This is a genomic window from Nocardioides sp. NBC_00850 (genome assembly GCF_045207335.1).
GTDB lineage: Bacteria > Actinomycetota > Actinomycetes > Propionibacteriales > Nocardioidaceae > Nocardioides.
Genome location: NZ_CP108845.1, coordinates 6,003,052 through 6,022,063, shown reverse-complemented (window position 1 = coordinate 6,022,063; position 19,012 = coordinate 6,003,052). Strand labels below are relative to the sequence as shown.

At 69.4% G+C, this 19,012-nt stretch carries 18 protein-coding genes; 8 read left to right on the top strand and 10 right to left on the bottom strand.

All coding sequences use genetic code 11. From position 1 onward, the window contains the following. The first annotated feature begins 11 nt into the window (after window positions 1-11). Both meaB and OH802_RS29170 read left to right on the top strand, forming a co-directional pair. Entirely contained in the window at window positions 12-1,010 is a 999-nt protein-coding gene (meaB, locus tag OH802_RS29175; protein ID WP_400460498.1) for a methylmalonyl Co-A mutase-associated GTPase MeaB, read from the top strand. A 12-nt stretch (window positions 1,011-1,022) separates the two neighbouring features. Further along, a complete protein-coding gene (locus OH802_RS29170) occupies window positions 1,023-2,207 on the top strand; it encodes an amidohydrolase (protein ID WP_406023845.1) in 1,185 nt (394 codons plus the stop codon). Window positions 2,208-2,214: 7 nt separating this feature from the next. On the opposite strand, the gene OH802_RS29165 is transcribed toward OH802_RS29170, so the two are convergent. The 4 genes from OH802_RS29165 to OH802_RS29150 form a co-directional block, all read right to left on the bottom strand. Beyond that, on the bottom strand, window positions 2,215-3,498 hold the full coding sequence (locus OH802_RS29165) for an ABC transporter permease (RefSeq protein WP_406023844.1): 1,284 nt from the start codon (window positions 3,496-3,498) through the stop codon (window positions 2,215-2,217). Between the two features lie 5 nt (window positions 3,499-3,503). After that, a complete protein-coding gene (locus tag OH802_RS29160) occupies window positions 3,504-4,775 on the bottom strand; it encodes an ABC transporter permease (protein WP_406023843.1) in 1,272 nt (423 codons plus the stop codon). Then, window positions 4,772-6,286: an ABC transporter ATP-binding protein gene (locus OH802_RS29155; protein WP_406023842.1), complete on the bottom strand. Its 1,515-nt coding sequence runs from the start codon at window positions 6,284-6,286 to the stop codon at window positions 4,772-4,774. Before OH802_RS29155 ends, OH802_RS29160 begins: the two co-directional genes overlap by 4 nt. 114 nt (window positions 6,287-6,400) lie before the next feature. Next, window positions 6,401-7,489 (bottom strand): BMP family protein, encoded by a 1,089-nt coding sequence (locus tag OH802_RS29150; protein ID WP_406023841.1) that lies wholly within the window; start codon window positions 7,487-7,489, stop codon window positions 6,401-6,403. Between the two features lie 178 nt (window positions 7,490-7,667). Between OH802_RS29150 and OH802_RS29145 the strand changes: the two genes are divergently transcribed. From OH802_RS29145 to OH802_RS29135, 3 genes are all read left to right on the top strand, one after another. Continuing rightward, window positions 7,668-8,081, top strand: a complete 414-nt coding sequence (locus OH802_RS29145; protein ID WP_141802898.1) for a cytidine deaminase — start codon at window positions 7,668-7,670, stop codon at window positions 8,079-8,081. A gap of 17 nt (window positions 8,082-8,098) precedes the next feature. Further along, window positions 8,099-9,382, top strand: a complete 1,284-nt coding sequence (locus OH802_RS29140; RefSeq protein ID WP_406023840.1) for a thymidine phosphorylase — start codon at window positions 8,099-8,101, stop codon at window positions 9,380-9,382. A gap of 70 nt (window positions 9,383-9,452) precedes the next feature. Beyond that, complete coding sequence (locus OH802_RS29135) at window positions 9,453-10,496, top strand: S66 peptidase family protein (RefSeq protein ID WP_406023839.1); 1,044 nt, start codon at window positions 9,453-9,455, stop codon at window positions 10,494-10,496. Between the two features lie 7 nt (window positions 10,497-10,503). Here OH802_RS29135 and OH802_RS29130 read toward each other — a convergent pair whose 3' ends face one another. Continuing rightward, on the bottom strand, window positions 10,504-10,959 hold the full coding sequence (locus OH802_RS29130) for a MaoC family dehydratase (protein WP_406023838.1): 456 nt from the start codon (window positions 10,957-10,959) through the stop codon (window positions 10,504-10,506). Window positions 10,960-10,994: 35 nt separating this feature from the next. Here OH802_RS29130 and OH802_RS29125 point away from each other — a divergent pair, with 35 nt between their 5' ends. Next, window positions 10,995-12,074, top strand: coding sequence for an adenosine deaminase (locus tag OH802_RS29125; RefSeq protein WP_406023837.1), 1,080 nt, complete (start codon window positions 10,995-10,997; stop codon window positions 12,072-12,074). Here OH802_RS29125 and OH802_RS29120 read toward each other — a convergent pair. Both OH802_RS29120 and deoC read right to left on the bottom strand, forming a co-directional pair. Further along, complete coding sequence (locus OH802_RS29120; RefSeq protein WP_406023836.1) at window positions 12,049-12,660, bottom strand: uridine kinase; 612 nt, start codon at window positions 12,658-12,660, stop codon at window positions 12,049-12,051. The genes OH802_RS29125 and OH802_RS29120 overlap by 26 nt on opposite strands. A gap of 30 nt (window positions 12,661-12,690) precedes the next feature. Continuing rightward, the gene (deoC, locus tag OH802_RS29115; RefSeq protein ID WP_406023835.1) at window positions 12,691-13,359 is read right to left on the bottom strand and encodes a deoxyribose-phosphate aldolase; all 669 of its coding nucleotides are present in this window, start codon (window positions 13,357-13,359) and stop codon (window positions 12,691-12,693) included. Window positions 13,360-13,404: 45 nt separating this feature from the next. Here deoC and OH802_RS29110 point away from each other — a divergent pair, with 45 nt between their 5' ends. Further along, the gene (locus tag OH802_RS29110; RefSeq protein WP_406023834.1) at window positions 13,405-13,974 is read left to right on the top strand and encodes a hypothetical protein; all 570 of its coding nucleotides are present in this window, start codon (window positions 13,405-13,407) and stop codon (window positions 13,972-13,974) included. Between the two features lie 5 nt (window positions 13,975-13,979). Here OH802_RS29110 and OH802_RS29105 read toward each other — a convergent pair whose 3' ends face one another. The 3 genes from OH802_RS29105 to OH802_RS29095 all read right to left on the bottom strand — a co-directional run bounded on the left by OH802_RS29105 (window position 13,980) and on the right by OH802_RS29095 (window position 17,533). After that, complete coding sequence (locus OH802_RS29105) at window positions 13,980-15,629, bottom strand: phospho-sugar mutase (RefSeq protein WP_406023833.1); 1,650 nt, start codon at window positions 15,627-15,629, stop codon at window positions 13,980-13,982. A 624-nt stretch (window positions 15,630-16,253) separates the two neighbouring features. Then, window positions 16,254-17,051, bottom strand: a complete 798-nt coding sequence (locus OH802_RS29100; protein ID WP_406023832.1) for a purine-nucleoside phosphorylase — start codon at window positions 17,049-17,051, stop codon at window positions 16,254-16,256. A 29-nt stretch (window positions 17,052-17,080) separates the two neighbouring features. Continuing rightward, window positions 17,081-17,533 (bottom strand): gamma-glutamylcyclotransferase family protein, encoded by a 453-nt coding sequence (locus OH802_RS29095; protein WP_406023831.1) that lies wholly within the window; start codon window positions 17,531-17,533, stop codon window positions 17,081-17,083. Window positions 17,534-17,605: 72 nt separating this feature from the next. Here OH802_RS29095 and lpdA point away from each other — a divergent pair, with 72 nt between their 5' ends. Further along, the gene (gene lpdA, locus OH802_RS29090; RefSeq protein WP_355226673.1) at window positions 17,606-19,006 is read left to right on the top strand and encodes a dihydrolipoyl dehydrogenase; all 1,401 of its coding nucleotides are present in this window, start codon (window positions 17,606-17,608) and stop codon (window positions 19,004-19,006) included. The last annotated feature ends 6 nt before the right edge of the window (window positions 19,007-19,012 follow it).

Here is a 19,012-nt window from a genome sequence, read left to right as displayed (position 1 = left end):
CGGGTTCGCGATTGGCTAAGGTGCTGGCCATGCCAGGGCCCGACGTACAAGACCTTCTCGACGGCATCAGCGACGGCAAGCGGGCGGCGGTGTCACGAGCGATCACGTTGGTGGAGTCGACCAAGCCCCAGCACCGCGACATCGCCCGCGAGCTGCTCACCAAGCTCCCGGCGGGCGACACCGTGCGGGTCGGGATCTCCGGGGTGCCGGGGGTCGGCAAGTCGACCTTCATCGAGGCGCTCGGCAGCCGGCTGACCGCCAACGGCCTCAAGGTGGGGGTGCTGGCCGTCGACCCGTCCTCCGTACGCACCGGCGGCTCCGTCCTGGGCGACAAGACGCGCATGCAGCGGCTCTCGGTGGACCCCAACGCCTTCATCCGGCCCTCCCCGTCGGCCGGGACTCTCGGCGGGGTCGCCAGGGCGACCGTGCAGGCGATGGCGGTACTGGAGGCGGCCGGCTACGACGTGGTGCTGGTCGAGACGGTCGGCGTCGGGCAGTCCGAGGTGACCGTGGCGGGGATGGTGGACACGTTCCTGTTCCTCACCATCGCGCGCACCGGTGACCAGCTGCAGGGGATCAAGAAGGGCATCCTGGAGATCTCCGACGTGATCGCGGTCAACAAGGCCGACCCCAACGACCCCCACCGCGCCCAGGAGGCGCGCGCGGCCGCGCGCGAGCTCGCCGGCGCGCTCCGGCTGGTGCGCTCCCGCGAGGAGTGGGCGCCGCCGGTGGTCACCGCCTCGGCGCTCCACGACGACGGGGTCGACTCGGTCTGGGAGCAGGTGATGGCGCACCGCACGCACCTCGGCAAGGACGGGCTGCGCACCAAGCGCGCCGAGCAGCAGCTCGACTTCACCTGGGCCCTCGTCCGCGACGAGCTCGACCAGCGGCTCAAGCACTCCGCGGGCGTCAAGGCGATCCGCGACGAGGTGCGTGCCGAGGTGCTCTCAGGCGAGCTTCCGGCGACCGTCGCCGCGGACAGGATCCTGGCCGCCTACGACAAGGATTAGTCTGACAGGACCATGCTGGAGCCTGCTGCCTTCCTCGCCGAGCGAGTCGATGCCTACGACGCCGAGCTGACCGACCTGCGCCGGGACATCCACGCGCACCCGGAGCTCTCCTGGCAGGAGCATCGCACCACCGAGCTGATCGCCGAGCGACTGGAGAAGGCGGGCTGGCAGGTCGACCGGCCGTCCGCGACCGGTCTGATCGCCGACCTGGGCGGTGGCGGGAAGGAGTCGAGGGTCGTCGCGCTGCGCGGCGACATGGACGCCCTGCCAGTCGACGACGTCACCACCGACATCTGGACGAGCACCGTTCCCGGGGTCGCGCACGCCTGCGGCCACGACGTGCACACCACCGCCCTGCTCGGTGCCGGGCTCGCGCTGGCCGATCTGCATCGCGAGTCACCGCTGCCCGGTGGCGTACGCCTGCTGTTCCAGCCCGCCGAGGAGGTCATGCCGGGCGGGGCGCTGCACCTGATGAGCCTGGGTGCGCTCGACGACGTGGAGCGGATCTTCGCGCTGCACTGCGACCCGACAGTCGACGTCGGCCGCGTCGGGATCCGCTCCGGCGCGCTGACCAGCGCGGCCGATCTGATCGACGTACACCTCAGCGGCACCGGCGGTCACACCTCGCGCCCGCACCTGACCGGCGACCTGGTCTTCGCGCTCGCCAAGGTGACCACCGAGCTGCCGGTGATCCTGAGCCGGCGGATGGACCCCCGGGCCGGCGTGAGCGTGGTCTGGGGCAAGGTCACCGCCGGCCAGATCCACAACGTGATCCCCGCCCACGGCTCCGTCGGAGGCACCGTGCGGATCCTCGACAGCGACGCCTGGAGCGAGGTCGAGCACGTCGTGCGCGAGGTCGTCGCCGAGATCATCGCCCCCTACGGCGTGACCGCCGCCGTCGACTACACCCGCGGTGTGCCGCCGGTGAGCAACGACGAGGAGTCCCACCAGATCCTCGTCGAGAGCGTCCGCGAGGTTCTGGGGGAGCGGGGTGCCGTCGTCTCCGCGCAGAGCCTCGGCGGCGAGGACTTCGGCTGGTACCAGGAGCAGGTCGCCGGCTCGATGTTCCGGCTCGGCGTACGCACCCCCGGCGGCCCCACCTACGACCTCCACCAGGGCGACCTGCGCATCGACGAACGCGCGGTGGGCGTGGGCGCCAAGGTTCTGGCCGCCGCCGCCCACCGCGCGCTGGTCTAGCTCGGGGCTAGCCCTTTCGGTACGGGATGCCGTCGGCGGCGGGTGCGCGCGAGTGTCCGACTAGCCCGGCGACGGCGAAGATCGTCACGACGTACGGCAGCATCAGCATGAACTGCGACGGCACCGGAGAGCCGATCACCGAGAGCACGGACTCGACGTTGGAGGCGAAGCCGAAGAGCAGCGCCGCCAGCGTCGCCTTGATCGGATCCCACTTGCCGAAGATCACCGCCGCCAGCGCGATATAGCCCGCACCGCCGGTCATCTCGCGGCCGAAGGACGGCACCGAGACGAGCGTGTAGGTCGCTCCGCCGATGCCCGCGATCGCGCCGGCCAGCAGGATGGTGCGGTAGCGGGTCGCGATCACGTTGATGCCGACGGTGTCGGCCGCCTTCGGGTGCTCGCCGACCGCACGCACGCGCAGGCCCCACTTGGACCGGTAGAGGGCCCAGGCGACGAGGAAGACGGCGGCGTACATGATGTAGACCAGCACCGTCTGGCGGAAGAAGATCGGGCCGACCACCGGGATGCCGGACAGCAGCGGGATCTCCAGGCGCGGGAAGTGGGGCGGGTTGTTGAGCGCCGCGGCGTTCTCCGAGAGGACCTGGGAGAACATGAAGCTGGTGAAGCCGATCACGAGCACGTTGAGGACGACACCGACGATGACCTGCTCGACCCAGTAGGTGATCGCGAACAGGCCCAGGAGCAGCGCGACCAGCATCCCTGCGACCATCGCGGCCACCAGGCCGGCCCACGGGCTGCCGGTGAGGGAGGCGACGATCGCGGCGCCGAAGGCGCCGAAGAGCAGCTGGCCGTCGATGGCGATGTTGACGACACCCGACCGCTCACCGACTACGCCGCCGAGCGCACCGAACACGAGCGGCACCGCCAGCGCCAGCGAGCCGGCGAGCAGGCCGACCACGGGCAGCGTCTTGCCCGCGACCGCCCAGGCCAGGAATCCGGACACGGCGATCACGGCGAACGCCGCGACCAGCACCAAGGGAGTCTTGCGGCCGGCGCGAGCGTTCCAGGCGGCGTACGCCGTGCACAGCAGGCACAGCACCACGGCCGTCCACACGACGCCGTTGGCCGGCAGCGTGATGTCGGGGATGGCGAACCAGTCGCCGTCGCGGCTCCACCTGAAGGTGGAGTCGCCGGTGCGAGGAGCCAGGATGACGAGCAGCGCCACCAGCACGGTGAACACAGCCATGACGATGGGCGTCTTCCACAGGCCCGGGACGCGCTCGGCGACGACTGGTGCGTCGGAGTTGACCGGAAGATCGACAGTGGACATGTTCCTCAGGCCTCCTTCGTGGGGAGTCGGAAGATCGCCCTCACCAGAGGTGGCGCGGCGAGGAACAGCACGATCAGGGACTGGATGACCAGCACGATGTCGACCGGGATGCCTTCGGAGGCCTGCATGAAGAAGCCACCGGACTTGAACGCGCCGAACAGGATCCCGGCGGCCAGGATGCCGAACGGACGCGACCGTCCCAGCAGCGCGACGGTGATCGCATCGAAGCCGATCCCGGCGTCGAGGCCGCTGGTCGCGCCGTCGGTCACCGAGCCGAGCACCTGGTTGACCCCGGCGAGACCGACCAGGGCGCCCGAGATCAGGAACGCGCTGAAGTAGGCGACCCCGACGTTGATGCCGGCCGCCCTCGCCGCCGACGGGTTCTCACCCACCGCGCGGAACCGGTAGCCCAGCGAGGAGCGGTTGAGGATCCACCAGACCAGGATCGTCGCCAGCACCGCCAGCAGGAACCCGGCGTGCAGGTTGAACTGCGGACCGAGCAGATCCGGCAGGACGGCCGACTCCGGCATCGGCGCGGACTTCGGGTTGCCCGAGCCGGGCGCCTGGAGCAGCGACTTGCGGGTCAGCGCGTAGAAGACCAAGTAGTAGCCGACGTAGTTGAGCATGATCGTCACGATCACCTCGTGGGCGCCGGTGAGCGCCTTGAGGATGCCGGCGATCCCGCCCCACAGGGCGGCGGCCAGCGCTCCGACGAGGATCGCCAGCGGCAGGTGCACGATCATCGGCAGGTCGAGCTTGACCGCGACGAACGCGGCCGCGGCGCCACCGAGCAGCATCTGACCGCGGCCACCGATGTTGAAGAGCCCGGCGCGGAAGGTCAGGCCGATGCCCAGCCCGGCCAGCGTCAGCGGCGCGGCGAACTTCAGCGTCTCGGTGATCGGCTTGATCTGCTGGACGAACGTGCCGCCGAGGTCGTTGTAGACCGAACCCCGCCACAGCGAGACGTACGCCCCCGAGATGGCCTCCCACGCGTAGAAGAACGTGTCGGAGGGGCGGGCGAAGAAGTAGGAGAGCCCGTAGCGGACATCCTCGTCGGTGAAGAGGATCATCAGCGACCCGAAGAACATCGCGAGCACCACCGAGAGCACCGCGACCAGCGCGTTGCCGGTGGTGATCTCGCGCATCGCCACGTGCCAACGGCTCGCCTCGGGCACCCGGTCGGTGTCGGAGGACGCCTTCACCGGCTCAGTCGGCTCAGTCGGCTCGGTGGGCTCTGTCGTCTCGGCCGGCTGGTTCTCCGGCCCCTTCTCGCTCACGAATCGCTCCCTTCAGGAGACTCGCCGGCCATCATCAGGCCGAGGGTGTCGCGCGGGGTGTCGGCGGGGACGATGCCCACGACCCGCCCGCGGTAGAGGACCATGATCCGGTCGGCGAGGGCGGCGACCTCGTCGAGCTCGGAGGACACGACGAGCACGGGGACGCCAGAGTCCCGGGCCGCCACGATCTGCTTGTGGATGAACTCGATCGAACCGACGTCGACGCCGCGGGTCGGCTGGGAGGCGACCAGGAGCCGCAGGTCACGGGAGAGCTCTCGGGCGACGACGACCTTCTGCTGGTTGCCGCCGGACAGCTGCCCGGCCAGGGTCGAGACCCCGGGGGCGCGTACGTCGTACTCGGCCAGCTTCTCCTTGGCGAAGGTGTCGAGCTTCTTGAGGTTCAGCGAGCCGCGGGAGACGAAGGGCTCGTCATAGCTGCGGTTGAGCATGAGGTTCTCGGCGATGGTGAAGTTGCTGACCAGGCCCTCGACCTGGCGGTCCTCGGGGATGAACCCGATGCCCGCCTCGAGCGCCTTGCGCACCGAACGGCCCACGATCTCGTGGCCGTCGAGGTTGATCGAGCCCTCGACGTGCGGAGCCAGGCCGACCATCGCCTCGGTGAGCTCGGTCTGGCCGTTGCCCTGGACCCCGGCGACCGCGAGGATCTCGCCCGCGTCGATGTGGAAGCTGATCCCGTCGACGTGGATGTGGCCGGTCTCGTCGGTCACCGTGAGGTCGGAGACGACCAGCGCGCGCTCGCCCGGCTCGGCCGGGTCCTTGTGCACCTTGAGCTCGACCGGGCGGCCGACCATCAGGGCCGCGAGCTCGGCGTTGGAGGCATCCGGGGACGCCTCGCCGACCACGGTGCCACGGCGGATGACCGTGATCCGGTCGGCCACCTCGCGCACCTCGCGCAGCTTGTGGGTGATGAACACGATGCCGGTGCCGGACTCCTTGAGCTGGCGCATGATCGCCATCAGCTCATCGGTCTCCTGTGGCGTCAGCACGGCGGTCGGCTCATCGAAGACGAGCACCTCGGCATCGCGCGAGAGCGCCTTGATGATCTCGACCCGCTGCTGGACGCCGACGGGGAGGTCCTCGACGAGCGCGTCGGGGTCCACGTGGAAGCCGAAGCGGTCGGAGATCTCCCGGACCCGCTTGCGGGCGGCGTCGAGGTCGAGGCTGCCGGCGAACCCGGTGGCCTCGTGGCCGAGCATGACGTTCTCGGCGACGGTGAAGACGGGGATGAGCATGAAGTGCTGGTGCACCATGCCGATGCCGGCGGCCATCGCGTCGCCGGGACCCTTGAAGCGCTGCGGCACGTCGTCGATGACGATCTCGCCCTCGTCGGCCTGGTAGAGGCCGTAGAGCACGTTCATCAGCGTGGACTTGCCCGCGCCGTTCTCACCGAGCAGGCAGTGGATCTCACCAGGTTCGACGGTCAGGGAGATGTGGTCGTTGGCGACCAGGGAGCCGAAGCGCTTGGTGATGTCGCGAAGCGCGAGTCTCATGGCACGGATCATTCCTTGCAGGGGTGGAGAAATTCCGGAGGTACGTGGCGAGGGGGCCGGGTGCATCCGGCCCCCTCGTCGTGGTGGTCCCGACGAGCGGGACCACCGGGTAGGTCACTTCGCGAGGTAGGAGTTGACCTTGATCGAGCCGTCCTTGATGCCGGCGGTGACTTCCTCGATCTCGTCGGGGAGGGTCTCGGACACCTTCGACTCGAAGTTGTGGAACGGCGCCAGGCCGACCCCGTCGTTCTCGAGGGTGCCGACGTACGGCGTCGGGTCGAACTTGTCCTCACCGGCGGCGAGGATGACGTCCGTGGTGGAGGTCTTCATGTTCTTCAGGATGGAGGTGAGAACGACGTCCTTGGTGTTCGGGTCGGTCTCGAAGAAGTCGGCGTCGACACCGATCAGGGCGACGTCCTTGCCGGAGTCGGCGATCGCGGTGAGCGCACCCTGGTAGATCGGGCCGCCGACCGGCAGGATCACGTCGGCGTTCTGGTCGATGATCTGGCGGGCGGTGTTGGTGGCCTTCTCGTTGGCGACGAACTCGCCGGTGAAGGAGCCCTTCTCGCCGCCCTCGTAGCCGACGACCTTGACGTCCTTCTTCTTCGTCTTGGCGTAGTACTCCACACCCTGCTTGAAGCCGTCCATGAAGATCGTCACGGTCGGGAAGGGCTGACCACCGTAGGTGCCGACGACGCCGGTCTTGGTGTAGTCGGCGGCGACGTAGCCGGCCAGGAACGCGGCCTGGGCGGTGTCGTAGAGGATCGGCTTGATGTTCTCGGCGTCGGTCTTGCCGTCGAAGTCGGCGTCGGCCGCGTCGTCGATCAGGACGTACTCGGTCTCGGGGTTGGCCTTGGCGGACTCGATGGTCGCCGCAGAGAGGGCGAAGCCGACGGTCACGATGGTGTCGCAGCTCTGCCCGACCAGACCCTCGAGGTTGGCGGCGTAGTCGTTCTCGCTGTTGGACTCGACGTCCTTGTACTTCGAGCCCAGCTCATCGGCGGCGTCCTTCACACCCTCGAAGCTGAGCTGGTTGAACGACTTGTCGTCGAAGCCGCCCGAGTCGGAGACGATGCAGGGAAGGTAGTCGCTGTTCTTCTCCCCTGCGCGCTCGGCCGGCGCTTCGCCGCACGCGGCGAGGGCGGCAGCGGACAGGACCGCGGCGACGCCGCCGGCGGCGGCCTTCTTCATGTTCTTCTTCACTGGTGCCTCCAGGTCGTTGCTCCGCGAATGACGGCGCAAAGGACATTCATGTCCGAACGTTCTCCCCAAAGACCGAGCAATACCAGGGATTACGCGAACGGTTACCAACTTTTGATCTCGACGAAGCCTAAGCCTCGTACCTTGTGCTCGGTTGTCCGGACAGGCTTAAGGTCGAACCATGACCGAGAAGCAGACGTACGCCGCAGAGGCCTTTGACTGGGAAGGACTGCGTGCGCAGGCGGTTGAAGCCGCAAAACATGCGTACGCGCCCTACTCCAACTACCCCGTCGGAGTTGCCGGATACGCAGACGACGGACGTCTGCTCCAGGGGTGCAACGTCGAGAACGCCGGCTACGGCGTGACGCTGTGTGCCGAGTGCGGGCTGGTCTCCTCCCTGCACATGACCGGCGGCGGCCGCCTCACCCACGTCGTCTGCGTCAACGGCTCCGGCGAGGTCATCATGCCCTGCGGCCGATGCCGTCAGCTGCTCTGGGAGAACGGCGGCGCCGAGCTGCTGCTGATGACCGTCTCGGGCGTGAAGCCGATGTCCGAGGTCCTTCCGGACGCCTTCGGTCCGGAGGCGCTGGCCTGATGCCTAGGGTGGTACCCATGTCAGAGCATGATGCGGTCGAGGTGATCCTCGCCAAGCGCGACGGTGGCGAGCTGAGCGACTCGCAGATCGACTGGACGATCGCGGCCTACACGGCCGGTGTCGTGGCTGAAGAGCAGATGTCGGCGCTCAACATGGCGATCCTGCTCAACGGGATGTCGCGGCGCGAGATCGCGCGGTGGACGGCGGCGATGATCGCCTCGGGCGAGCGGATGTCGTTCTCCTCCCTGGACAGGCCGACCGCCGACAAGCACTCCACCGGAGGCGTGGGCGACAAGATCACGCTGCCGCTGGCACCGCTGGTCGCCGCATGCGGGGTGGCCGTGCCGCAGCTGTCCGGGCGCGGGCTCGGCCACACCGGCGGCACCCTCGACAAGCTCGAGTCGATCCCCGGGTGGCGCGCGTCGCTGTCCAACGAGGAGATGCTGGCCCAGCTCGGGTCGGTCGGCGCGGTGATCTGCGCGGCCGGTGAGGGGCTGGCTCCGGCCGACCGCAAGCTGTACGCGCTGCGCGACGTCACCGGCACCGTCGAGTCGATCCCGCTGATCGCCTCCTCGATCATGTCCAAGAAGATCGCCGAGGGCACCGGCGCGCTGGTCCTCGACGTCAAGGTCGGCGCCGGGGCATTCATGAAGACGCTCGCCTCCGCGCAGGAGCTGGCGCGCACGATGGTCGACCTCGGCACCGACGCCGGCGTCAACACGGTCGCCCTCGTGACCGACATGGCCACCCCGCTCGGCCTGACCGCCGGCAACGCCATCGAGGTCGCCGAGTCCGTCGAGGTCCTGGCCGGCGGCGGGCCCGCCGACGTCGTCGAGCTCACCGTCGCGCTGGCCCGGGAGATGCTGGCCGCTGCCGGTGTGTCCGGTCCGGACCCCGCCGACGTACTCGCCTCCGGCAAGGCCATGGACGCCTGGCGGGCGATGATCTCGGCCCAGGGCGGCGATCCGTCGGCGCCGCTGCCGGTCGCCCGCGAGACCCACGTGGTCACCGCGCCGACGTCCGGTGTCCTCACCCGGCTCGACGCGATGGCCGTCGGCCTCGCCGCCTGGCGCCTCGGGGCCGGGCGGGAGCGCAAAGAGGACGCCGTCCAGGCCGGGGCCGGGGTCACCTGGCACGCTCGCCCGGGCGACTCCGTCGCTGCTGGTACGCCGCTGTTCACCCTCCACACCGACACCCCTGAGCGCTTCGACCGTGCGCTGGCCGCGTTGGAGGATGGCTATGAGATCGAGGACGGGGCTGCGTACGAGGCGACGCCGCTGATCCTCGACCGCATCGGCTGATCGCACCGCTGACCAGCGCGGGAGAGATAACCGGTCGCGCAGCGCCCGAGCGGGGAGCCAGACTTCGGGCATGAAGATCGTCAAGCCACCCAAGGCCGTTCCGGGCGACAAGGTCGCCGTCCTGTCACCGTCGTTCGCCGCGCCCGGGGTGGCACCGGCGATCCACGAGCAGGCGCTGACGCGGCTGATCGAGGTGACCGGGCTGGTGCCGGTGGAGTATCCGACCACCCGGAAGCTCGGTGCGACGCCGCAGGAGCGGGCGGCTGACCTGAACGCCGCGTTCGGCGATCCGGAGATCCGGGCGGTGCTGGCGACCATCGGGGGCGAGGACCAGATCACCGTGATCCCGTACCTCGACGCCGACCTGGTGCGGGCCGACCCGAAGCCGTTCCTCGGCTACAGCGACAACACCAACCTTCTCAACTGGCTGTGGACCAACGGCGTCGCCGCGTTCCACGGCGGTTCGACGCAGGTCCACCTGGGGCCAGGGCCGGGGCTCGACCCCGTTCACGAGGCCTCGCTCAAGGCCGCACTCCTCACCGGTGAGACCCTCGAGATCACCGAGCCGGGCGAGTCGGAGGACATCGGGCACGACTGGCAGGACCCGCGCGCGCTGACCGAGTACGGCGAGCGTGAGGCGACCGAGCCGTGGACCTGGGCCGGCCCGGCCCGCGAGGTCACCGGCCGCACCTGGGGCGGCTGCATCGAGATCCTCCAGTGGGCGCTGACCGCCGGACGCTTCCCGGCCGACCCGGCGGTGCTGGCGGGCGGCGTACTCCTTCTGGAGACCTCCGAGGAGCTCATCCCGGCGCAGGAGTTCGGCTGGATCACGCGCTCGCTGGGCGAGCGTGGGCTGCTCGAGGCGATCGACGCGGTGATCGTCGGCCGCCCGCCGACCTCCGACTTCGAACGCCAGCCCAGCGCCGAGGAGCGTGCCGCCAAGCGCGCCGAGCAGCGCGACGCGGCGATCGAGACCGTCGCCCGCTACAACCCCGATGCCGTGGTCGTCGTCGGCCCGCCCTTCGGGCACACCCGACCGCAGTGGATCGTGCCCTACGGCGGCGAGATGACCGTCGACGGCACGACCCAGCAGCTGTGGGCCGACTACTCCTGAGTGGGCCTCAGTCCTCCAGGAGCAGGACGACCGACTCCGCGACGCATGCGGGCTTGGCGGAGCCCTCGATCTCGATCGTCGTCTTCACGACGAGCTGGAGGCCGGTGGGGAGCTCGGTGACCTCGCCGAAGGTGATGATCGGGCGGATGCGGGAGCCGACCAGGACCGGCATCGGGAACCGGACCTTGTTGAGGCCGTAGTTGAGCTTCGCGCCGGGGGTCTCCAGCGAGTAGACGCTCACGCCGAGGTAGGGGATCAGCGACAGCGTCAGGTAACCGTGGGCGATGGTGCCCCCGAAGGGACCCTCTTTGGCCCGCTCCTCGTCGACGTGGATCCACTGGTGATCGCCGGTGGCGTCAGCGAAGGCGTTGACGCGATCCTGGTCGACCTGGAGCCATTCGCCGGTGCCGATCTCGGTGCCTGCGGCGTCGGAGACTTCTTGGAGAGTGGTGAATGTGCGCACCCCCGGAATCTAGCGGCATACGGAATGATGGGCCCATGGAACCGTCCGACATGCAGATCAAGGCCGCCCCGAAGGTGCTGCTCCACGACCACCTCGACGGTGGCGTACGTCCCTCGACCCTCATCGAGCTCGCCGCTGAGGTGGGTCACCGGCTGCCGGAGGGGACCCAGGACGATCCGGTCGCGCTGGAGGAGTGGTTCGTGACCAGCGCGGACTCGGGGTCGCTGGAGCGCTACCTCGACACCTTCGCGCACACGCTGGCGGTCATGCAGACGCTGCCCGCGCTGACCCGGGTGGCTCGCGAGTGCGTCGAGGACCTGGCCGAGGACGGCGTCGTCTACGCCGAGGTCCGCTGGGCGCCGGAGCTCCATCTGGCCAACGGTCTCGAGCTGGACGAGGTCGTCGCGGCCGTCCAGACCGGGTTCGACGAGGGGATGGCTGCGGTTGCGGCGATCGGTCGGAAGATCGTCGTACGCCAGCTGCTCACCGCCATGCGGCAGGCCGCGCGCGCCGCCGAGATCGCCGAGCTCGCGGTGACCTGGCGCGACCGAGGGGTCGCCGGATTCGACATCGCCGGGCCGGAGAAGGGCTTCCCGCCGAGCCGGTTCCTGGCGGCGTTCGAGCAGCTCGCCGCCGACAACATGCGCTTCACCATCCACGCGGGCGAGGGCTTCGGGCTGCCCTCGATCTGGGAGGCGGTGCACCCCTGCGGCTGCGACCGGCTCGGTCACGGCGTACGCATCGTCGACGACATCACCCTCGAGGAGGGCGAGGCGCCGCGGCTCGGCCGGCTCGCCGCGTACGTCCGGGACCGGCGTATCCCGCTCGAGCTCTGCCCGCGCTCCAACGTTCAGACCGGGGCGGCGAAGTCGATCGCCGAGCACCCGATCGGGCTGCTCTACGACCTGGGTTTCCGGGTCACGATCAACACCGACAACCGGCTGATGTCACGCACCTCGATGTCGGCGGAGATGGCCGGCATCGTGGAGGCCTTCGGCTGGGGGCTGCCCGAGCTCCAGCGGCTGACGACCAACGCGATGAAGTCCGCGTTCATCCCCTACGACGAGCGGGTCGACCTGATCCACGAGATCAAGGACGCGTACGCGGCCCTGTGAGTCGTTCGATGGCGATGAAGCCGTGCTTCGGGTAGACCGCGGTGCAGCCCTTGGCGACCGCGTCCGCGACGACCTGCGGCTGCGCGCGCATCAGTGCCAGGCCCCGCTTGACCAGCACGAACGGTGGTTTGCGGCGCTCGCGGAGATCGCGGGTGAGCCGGCGCCAGAAGGTCACCGTCGGTGAGTGGGTGACGCAGTACGCAACGGCGAGCAGCCCCGCGTCGCGGCACTCGGCCACGATGTCCTGCGCGAAGATCCCCTCGGCGACGAAGTACGGCTCGTCCCCGAGGGTCAGCGACTGCCAGCCGGTGCGGCCGTCGTGGGCGATGTCGTAGACGGGTACGTCGGCGGTGCCCGTCTCGCAGAGCGCCGTGATCGCCTTCATCGCGTCATCGGGATGCCAGGAGTCGGGGTGGTCCCAGTCGACCAGGCCGGCGTTGGGGCCCTCGGTGATCCGGGGGAGCGAGGGGTCGGAGCCGTCCTTGTAGAAGTCGTCCAGCCTCAGGACCGGCAGACCGAGCCGTTCGGCCAGGCGGGACTTGCCGGCACCCGAGGGCCCGGCGAGGACGATGACCTGAGCGTGCACCGGAGCATTCTCGCCTGTGCCGGGCCGAAGTCAGTAGCCGGCGCCGGGAGCCGACCCCGCCAGCAGCGCGCGCGAGCCCGAGACCCCGAGCCTGGTCGCCCCCGCGGCGAGCATCTCCTCGGCCTGCTCCATGGTCCGTACGCCGCCCGAGGCCTTGACGCCGAGATCGGGGCCGACGGTCTGGCGCATCAGCTTCACGGCGTGGACGCTGGCGCCGCCGGCGGGGTGGAAGCCGGTGGAGGTCTTCACGAAGTCCGCGCCGGCGCGGACGGCCGCCTGGCACACGCCGACGATCTCGTCGTCGTCGAGCGCCGCGGACTCGATGATCACCTTCAGCACGGTGGGGGCGGGAACCGCCGCACGGACGGCGGCGATGTCGGCCTCAACGTCGGTGTACCGCTTCTCCTTCGCGGCTCCGACGTCGATGACCATGTCGACCTCGTCCGCGCCGGCGTCGACCGCGGCGCTGGCCTCGGCGGCCTTGATCGAGGAGAGGTGCTTGCCGCTCGGGAAGCCGCACACGACCGCGATCTTCAGCTCGGCCGGCGCGTTGACCGGGAGCATCGAGGGAGAGACGCACACCGAGTAGGTGCCGAGCTCGGCGGCCTCCAGGATCAGCGCCTCGACGTCGGCATGGGTCGCCTCGGGCTTGAGAAGGGTGTGGTCGATCAGCTTCGCGATGTCAGCGGGGGTAGGCACGGGCTCAGCATATGCATCTACCCCCGGAGGGCTAAGGTTTGCGCCGTGAATGAAGATCAGCCCGAGGAGTGGTTCCGCAACTCCAGCAGCACCACCTGGGGACTCCTCGCGGCAGGAGCCGCGGTCGCGGTCATCGTGATCGACGCCGTCACCGGCTGGCACCCCGAGACGACGGCCGGAGGGGTGCTCTTCGCGCTGGTCGCGTACGCCGCGTTCGTCCGCACCAAGGTCGGGGTCAGCGACGGCGACTTCGTGCTCCACCACCTCTACTCGACGGTGCGCTTCCCGATGGCCGCCCTGGAGAGCGTCTCGGTCGGCCGCACTCTCGGCGCCTACGCCGGCGGACGCACCTACGTCAGCGGTGCCGTCGGGCGTCCGATGCGGGAAGCGATCAAGGGCGCCAAGCGCGACCACAAGCCCCTGAGCAACCACGCCGACTTCATCGAGGACCGGCTCAACGCGCTGGCCCAGGACGCCCGCGACCGGCGCCGGATCAAGCGCGACTCCGACGAGCAGTTCGCCCTCGCCGAGGACGTACGCCGCACCTGGGACTGGCCCTTGATCGCCGTCACCGTCGTGGCGGCCGTCGCCTTCGCAGTCCTGCTCGTGAGCTAGCCCGTCTAGACGCCGAGGGCGGCGCGGATGTCGACCTTGAGCGCGCCGAGAGCGATCTCGGCGTCCGTGCGGGCCTGCGCCAGAGCCTCCGGTGAGTCGACCGGCTCGACGACCTCGAGGTAGCACTTGATCTTGGGCTCGGTGCCGCTGGGCCGCACGATCACCCGCGACCCGCCGGCCAGCTGGTAGCGGATCCCGTCGGTCGGCGGCAGGCCGCCGATGCCGGTGGTGAGGTCGTCGAGCTGCTGCACGGTGGCCCCGGCCAACGCGGTGACCGGCCGGTCGCGGAGGCGCTGCATCGCAGCCGCGATCTGGGCCGGGTCCTCAAGCCGGACGGAGAGCTGGGTGGTGGCGTGCAGGCCGTGCTCGACCGCGAGCTCGTCGAGCAGGTCGGCCAGGCCACGACCCTCCGCCTTCAGCGACGCCGCCAGCTCGCACAGGAGCAGCAGCGCCGAGATGCCGTCCTTGTCGCGTACGTGCTCGGGGTCGACGCAGTAGCCCAGCGCCTCCTCGTAGCCGAAGGCGAGCCCGGGCGCGCGCGAGATCCACTTGAAGCCGGTCAGCGTCTCGGCATAGGCCTGGCCGGCGGCCGCGGCGATCTTGCCGAGCAGCGAGGAGGAGACGATCGAGGCCGCGTACGTCCCGGTCACGCCCTTGCGGATCAGGTGCGTCGCCAGCAGCGCGCCGACCTCGTCACCGGTCAGCATCCGCCACTTCTTGCCGACCGGGATGGCGGCAGCGCAGCGGTCGGCGTCGGGGTCGTTGGCGATGACCAGGTCGGCGCCCTTCTTGCTCGCCAGCGCCATCGCCCGGTCCATCGCCCCGGGCTCCTCGGGGTTGGGGAAGGCGACGGTCGGGAAGTCGGGATCGGGCCGCTCCTGCTCCTTGACCACGAGCGGCTCGGGGAAGCCGGCGAACTTCATCGCCAGGTTCACCAGGTCGCCGCCGACACCATGCAGCGGCGTGTAGACCGTCTTGAGGTCGCGCGGGCCGCCCTCGTTGAGGAGCCCGACGACCGTGTCGAGATAGCTGTCGACCAGGTCCTCGCTGATCACCTGGCCGGCCGGACCCTGCGGGACCGAGCTCACCTTGTCGACCGCCGCGATCCGCTTCGCGATCTCGATGTCGGCCGGCGGCACGATCTGCGAACCATCACCGAGGTAGACCTTGTAGCCGTTGTCCTGCGGCGGGTTGTGGCTAGCCGTCACCATCACCCCAGCGCTCGCGCCCAGGGCCTTGACGGCGTACGCCAGCACCGGCGTCGGCAGCGAGCGCGGCATCACCAGCGCGTGGAGGCCCGCTCCGGTCATCACCTCGGCGGTGTCCTGGGCGAAGACGTCGGAGTTGTGCCGGGCGTCGTAGCCGATCACCACCGGCCCCTGCGCGCCGGTCGCGAGCAGGTAGCGGGCCAGCCCCGCGGCGGCCTTGATCACGACCACCCGGTTCATCCGGTTGGGCCCGGCCCCGAGCGCGCCCCGCAGCCCTGCGGTGCCGAACTGCAGCATGCCCGAGAACCTGTCGGCCAACTCAGCCGCGGCCCCCGGGGCGGTGGAGGTCAGGAGGCTCTCGAGCTCGGCTCGGGTCTGTGCATCTGGGTCATCGGCAAGCCATTCCCTGGCCTGGACGACGAGCGCAGATTGATCTGTGGGGACCATGGATCTGACCCTAGGTCATCGAGAGGTCGAAGATGGAAGGGCTTCTGTGTTTTGTGGTTGGGGTTTGCCGCCGACCCTTTCGGGGAGGGTGTTCTCGCCTTCGGCGATCCTTGACACCGGTCGCCGCCGAGAATTTTGGCTGGCTATCGGGTCGGCGGCAGGGGTTTGGCGCGGAGGTTTGGGTTGGGCGGGGGCTTGGGATCTTGGGTGGTCGTCGCGTCTGCGATGGTCGGGTGGGTTGTGCGGAAGGAATTTTCTTTCCGCAAAGGGCTCCTGCCCGAAGGGCTGGTGGCGGGGCGAACGAATTTTCGTTCGTCCGGAATTCGCCCCCCGGGACTTGCGCGGGGAGGGGGCTCACGGCGAGGCGAACGAAAATTCGTTCGCCGCAAGATGCCGCCTCGACCGGGGTGGGGTTGGTGGGGTGGAAGAAATTTTTCTTTCACGCGGGGAGACCCCATGTCTGGCGTAGGCGCGGAATGGTCAACTTCCGCGGGGCAGTGTGCCGTGGCCACACCCGGGCCGCCGCCCCGATAGCCAGCCAAAATCTTTCTCGACGTGGTCCGGGGCAGGTCGAGAAGACCCTCGAAGAACGGGTCGGCGGCCCAGCCCAACCCCGCGGATCACTCAGATCTTGGGCAACAGATCGCCGAGAAGCGCGCCCATCCGAGTCGCGGCGCTGCGGCCGGCCTCGAGGACCTCAGCGTGATCGAGCGGCTGGTCGGAGATGCCGGCGGCGAGGTTGGTGACCAGCGAGATCCCGAGGATCTCCATCCCGGCCTCGCGGGCCGCGATCGCCTCGAGGGTGGTCGACATGCCGACGAGGTCACCACCGATGATGCCGGCCATCTTCACCTCGGCCGGGGTCTCGTAGTGGGGGCCGGGGAACTGGACGTACACGCCCTCGTCCAAGGAGGAGTCGACCTGCTTCGCCAGCCCTCGCAGGCGCGAGGAGTAGAGGTCGGTGAGGTCGACGAAGTTGGCGCCGACCAGCGGAGAGGTGGCGGTGAGGTTGATGTGGTCCTTGATCAGCACCGGGGTGCCGGGGGACCAGGACGGGTTGAGCCCGCCGCAGCCGTTGGTGAGCACCATCGTCGAGCAACCCGCGGCCGCGGCGGTGCGTACCGGGTGCACGACCGCGGAGACGCCCTTGCCCTCGTAGTAGTGGGTGCGGCTGAGGAAGACCAGCAGGTTGCGGCCGCTCGCCGACCGGATCGAGCGGATCTTGCCGCTGTGGCCCTGGACCGCGGCGGCGCTGAAGCCGGGCAGGTCGGTCGTGGCGATCTCGGTGTAGTCCTCGCCGAGCGCGTCGGCGGCGGGCAGCCAGCCCGAGCCCAGCACCAGCGCGATGTCGTGCTTCTCGATGCCGGTCTTCTCCGCGAGCGCGGAGGCGGCTTCCTTGGCGAGTTCGTAAGGCGTGGTCACTCGCTGAGTTTAGACCTGCCCGGACCGGCTCAGTCGTTGGACCGGCAGGGCCGCGTACGCAGCGCGTGCACGTAGTCGGCCGGTGCCCCGGCCGCCTCGGCGGCATCGGCCAGGGCGCCCAGGTGGCGGGCGTCCGGGATGCCACCTTCGTACGTGTCCAGGACATAGGTCTCGCAGAGCAGATCCTCGGCGAGCGCGGAGATCCGCACCTTGGTCTTGAAGTAGAGGCCGATGTCGGCCAGCTCCCACTTCTCCAGGGCTTCCATGTCCTGTTCCACGACGTCGTAGACCGCGACGAAGACCTGCTCGAACGGGTCCTGGACGATCGTGGCCGTCGGTCCGTCGCCGAGCACGTTGTCCTCGCCCCCGAAGGTGAGCCGCCAACCGCCCAGCCACCCGGTCGTACGCAACGGTGAATGCGGGCACCGCTCACTCATCAGCGCCGGGTCGAGATTGACGCCATAGGCCGCGTAGAGAGTCACGGGTCACGAGGTTACCGCCCAGTCCTCACCCGCTTGGGATCTATCTGTTATTGGCGGTCTACCCTTGGGTACGTGACCCACTTTGATGTTCTCGTCCTCGGCGCTGGCCCCGGTGGCTACGTCGCCGCCATCCGTGCCGCTCAGCTCGGCAAGTCCGTCGCCGTCGTCGAAGACAAGTACTGGGGCGGTGTCTGCCTCAACGTCGGGTGCATCCCGTCCAAGGCGCTGCTGCGCAACGCAGAGATCGCGCACATCATCACCCACGAGAAGAAGACCTTCGGGATCTCGGGTGACGCGACCATGGACTTCGGCGCGACCTGGAAGCGCAGCCGCGGCGTCGCGGACGCCAGCGCCAAGGGCGTGCACTACCTGATGAAGAAGAACAAGATCACCGAGATCGACGGCTGGGGCACCCTCTCCGGGCCGAAGTCGATCGCCGTCAAGGGCAAGGACGGCGCCTCGACCGACTACACCTTCGACAACCTGATCATCGGCACCGGCGCGACCGTCCGCTCGGTCCCGGGTGTCGTGCCCAACGGGCAGAACATCGTGACGTACGAGGAGCAGATCCTCACCGAGCAGCTGCCGAGCTCGATCATCATCGGCGGCTCGGGCGCCATCGGCGTCGAGTTCGCCTACGTGCTGAAGAACTTCGGCGTGGACGTCACGATCGTGGAGTTCCTCGACCGGATGGTGCCGACCGAGGACGCCGACGTGTCCAAGGAGCTGCTGCGCCAGTACAAGAAGCTTGGCGTCAACGTGCTGCTCTCGACCGCCGTCAAGGGCGCCGAGGACACCGGCTCGGGCGTGAAGGTCCGGGTCGCTCCGGCTGCCGGCGGCGAGGAGCAGGTCCTCGAGGCCGACAAGTTCCTGGCCGCCTTCGGGTTCGCGCCGCGGGTCGAGGGCTTCGGCCTCGAGAACGCCGGCGTCGAGCTCACCGACCGGGGTGCGATCGCTGTCGACGCCCGTGGCCGCACCAACGTCGAGGGCATCTACGCCATCGGTGACTGCACCGGCAAGCTGATGCTCGCCCACACCGCCGAGGCGATGGGTGTCGTCGCCGCCGAGACCATCGCCGACGCCGAGACCATGGAGATCAACTTCGACATGATCCCGCGCGCGACGTTCTGCCAGCCGCAGATCGCCTCGTTCGGCTACTCCGAGGCGCAGGCCAAGGAGAAGGGCTACGACGTCAAGACCTCGTCGTTCCCGTTCTCCGCCAACGGCAAGGCCCGTGGCATGGCCGAGGGTGTCGGCTTCGTGAAGATCGTCGCCGACGCCGAGCACAACGAGATCCTCGGCGCCCACATGATCGGCCCCGAGGTCACCGAGCTGCTGCCCGCGCTGACGCTCGCCCAGCAGTGGGACCTGACCGCCGACGAGGTCGCGCGCAACGTCTTCGCCCACCCGACGCTGTCGGAGGCGATGAAGGAAGCCATCGAGGGCATCGCGGGTCACATGATCAACCTCTGACCGGCT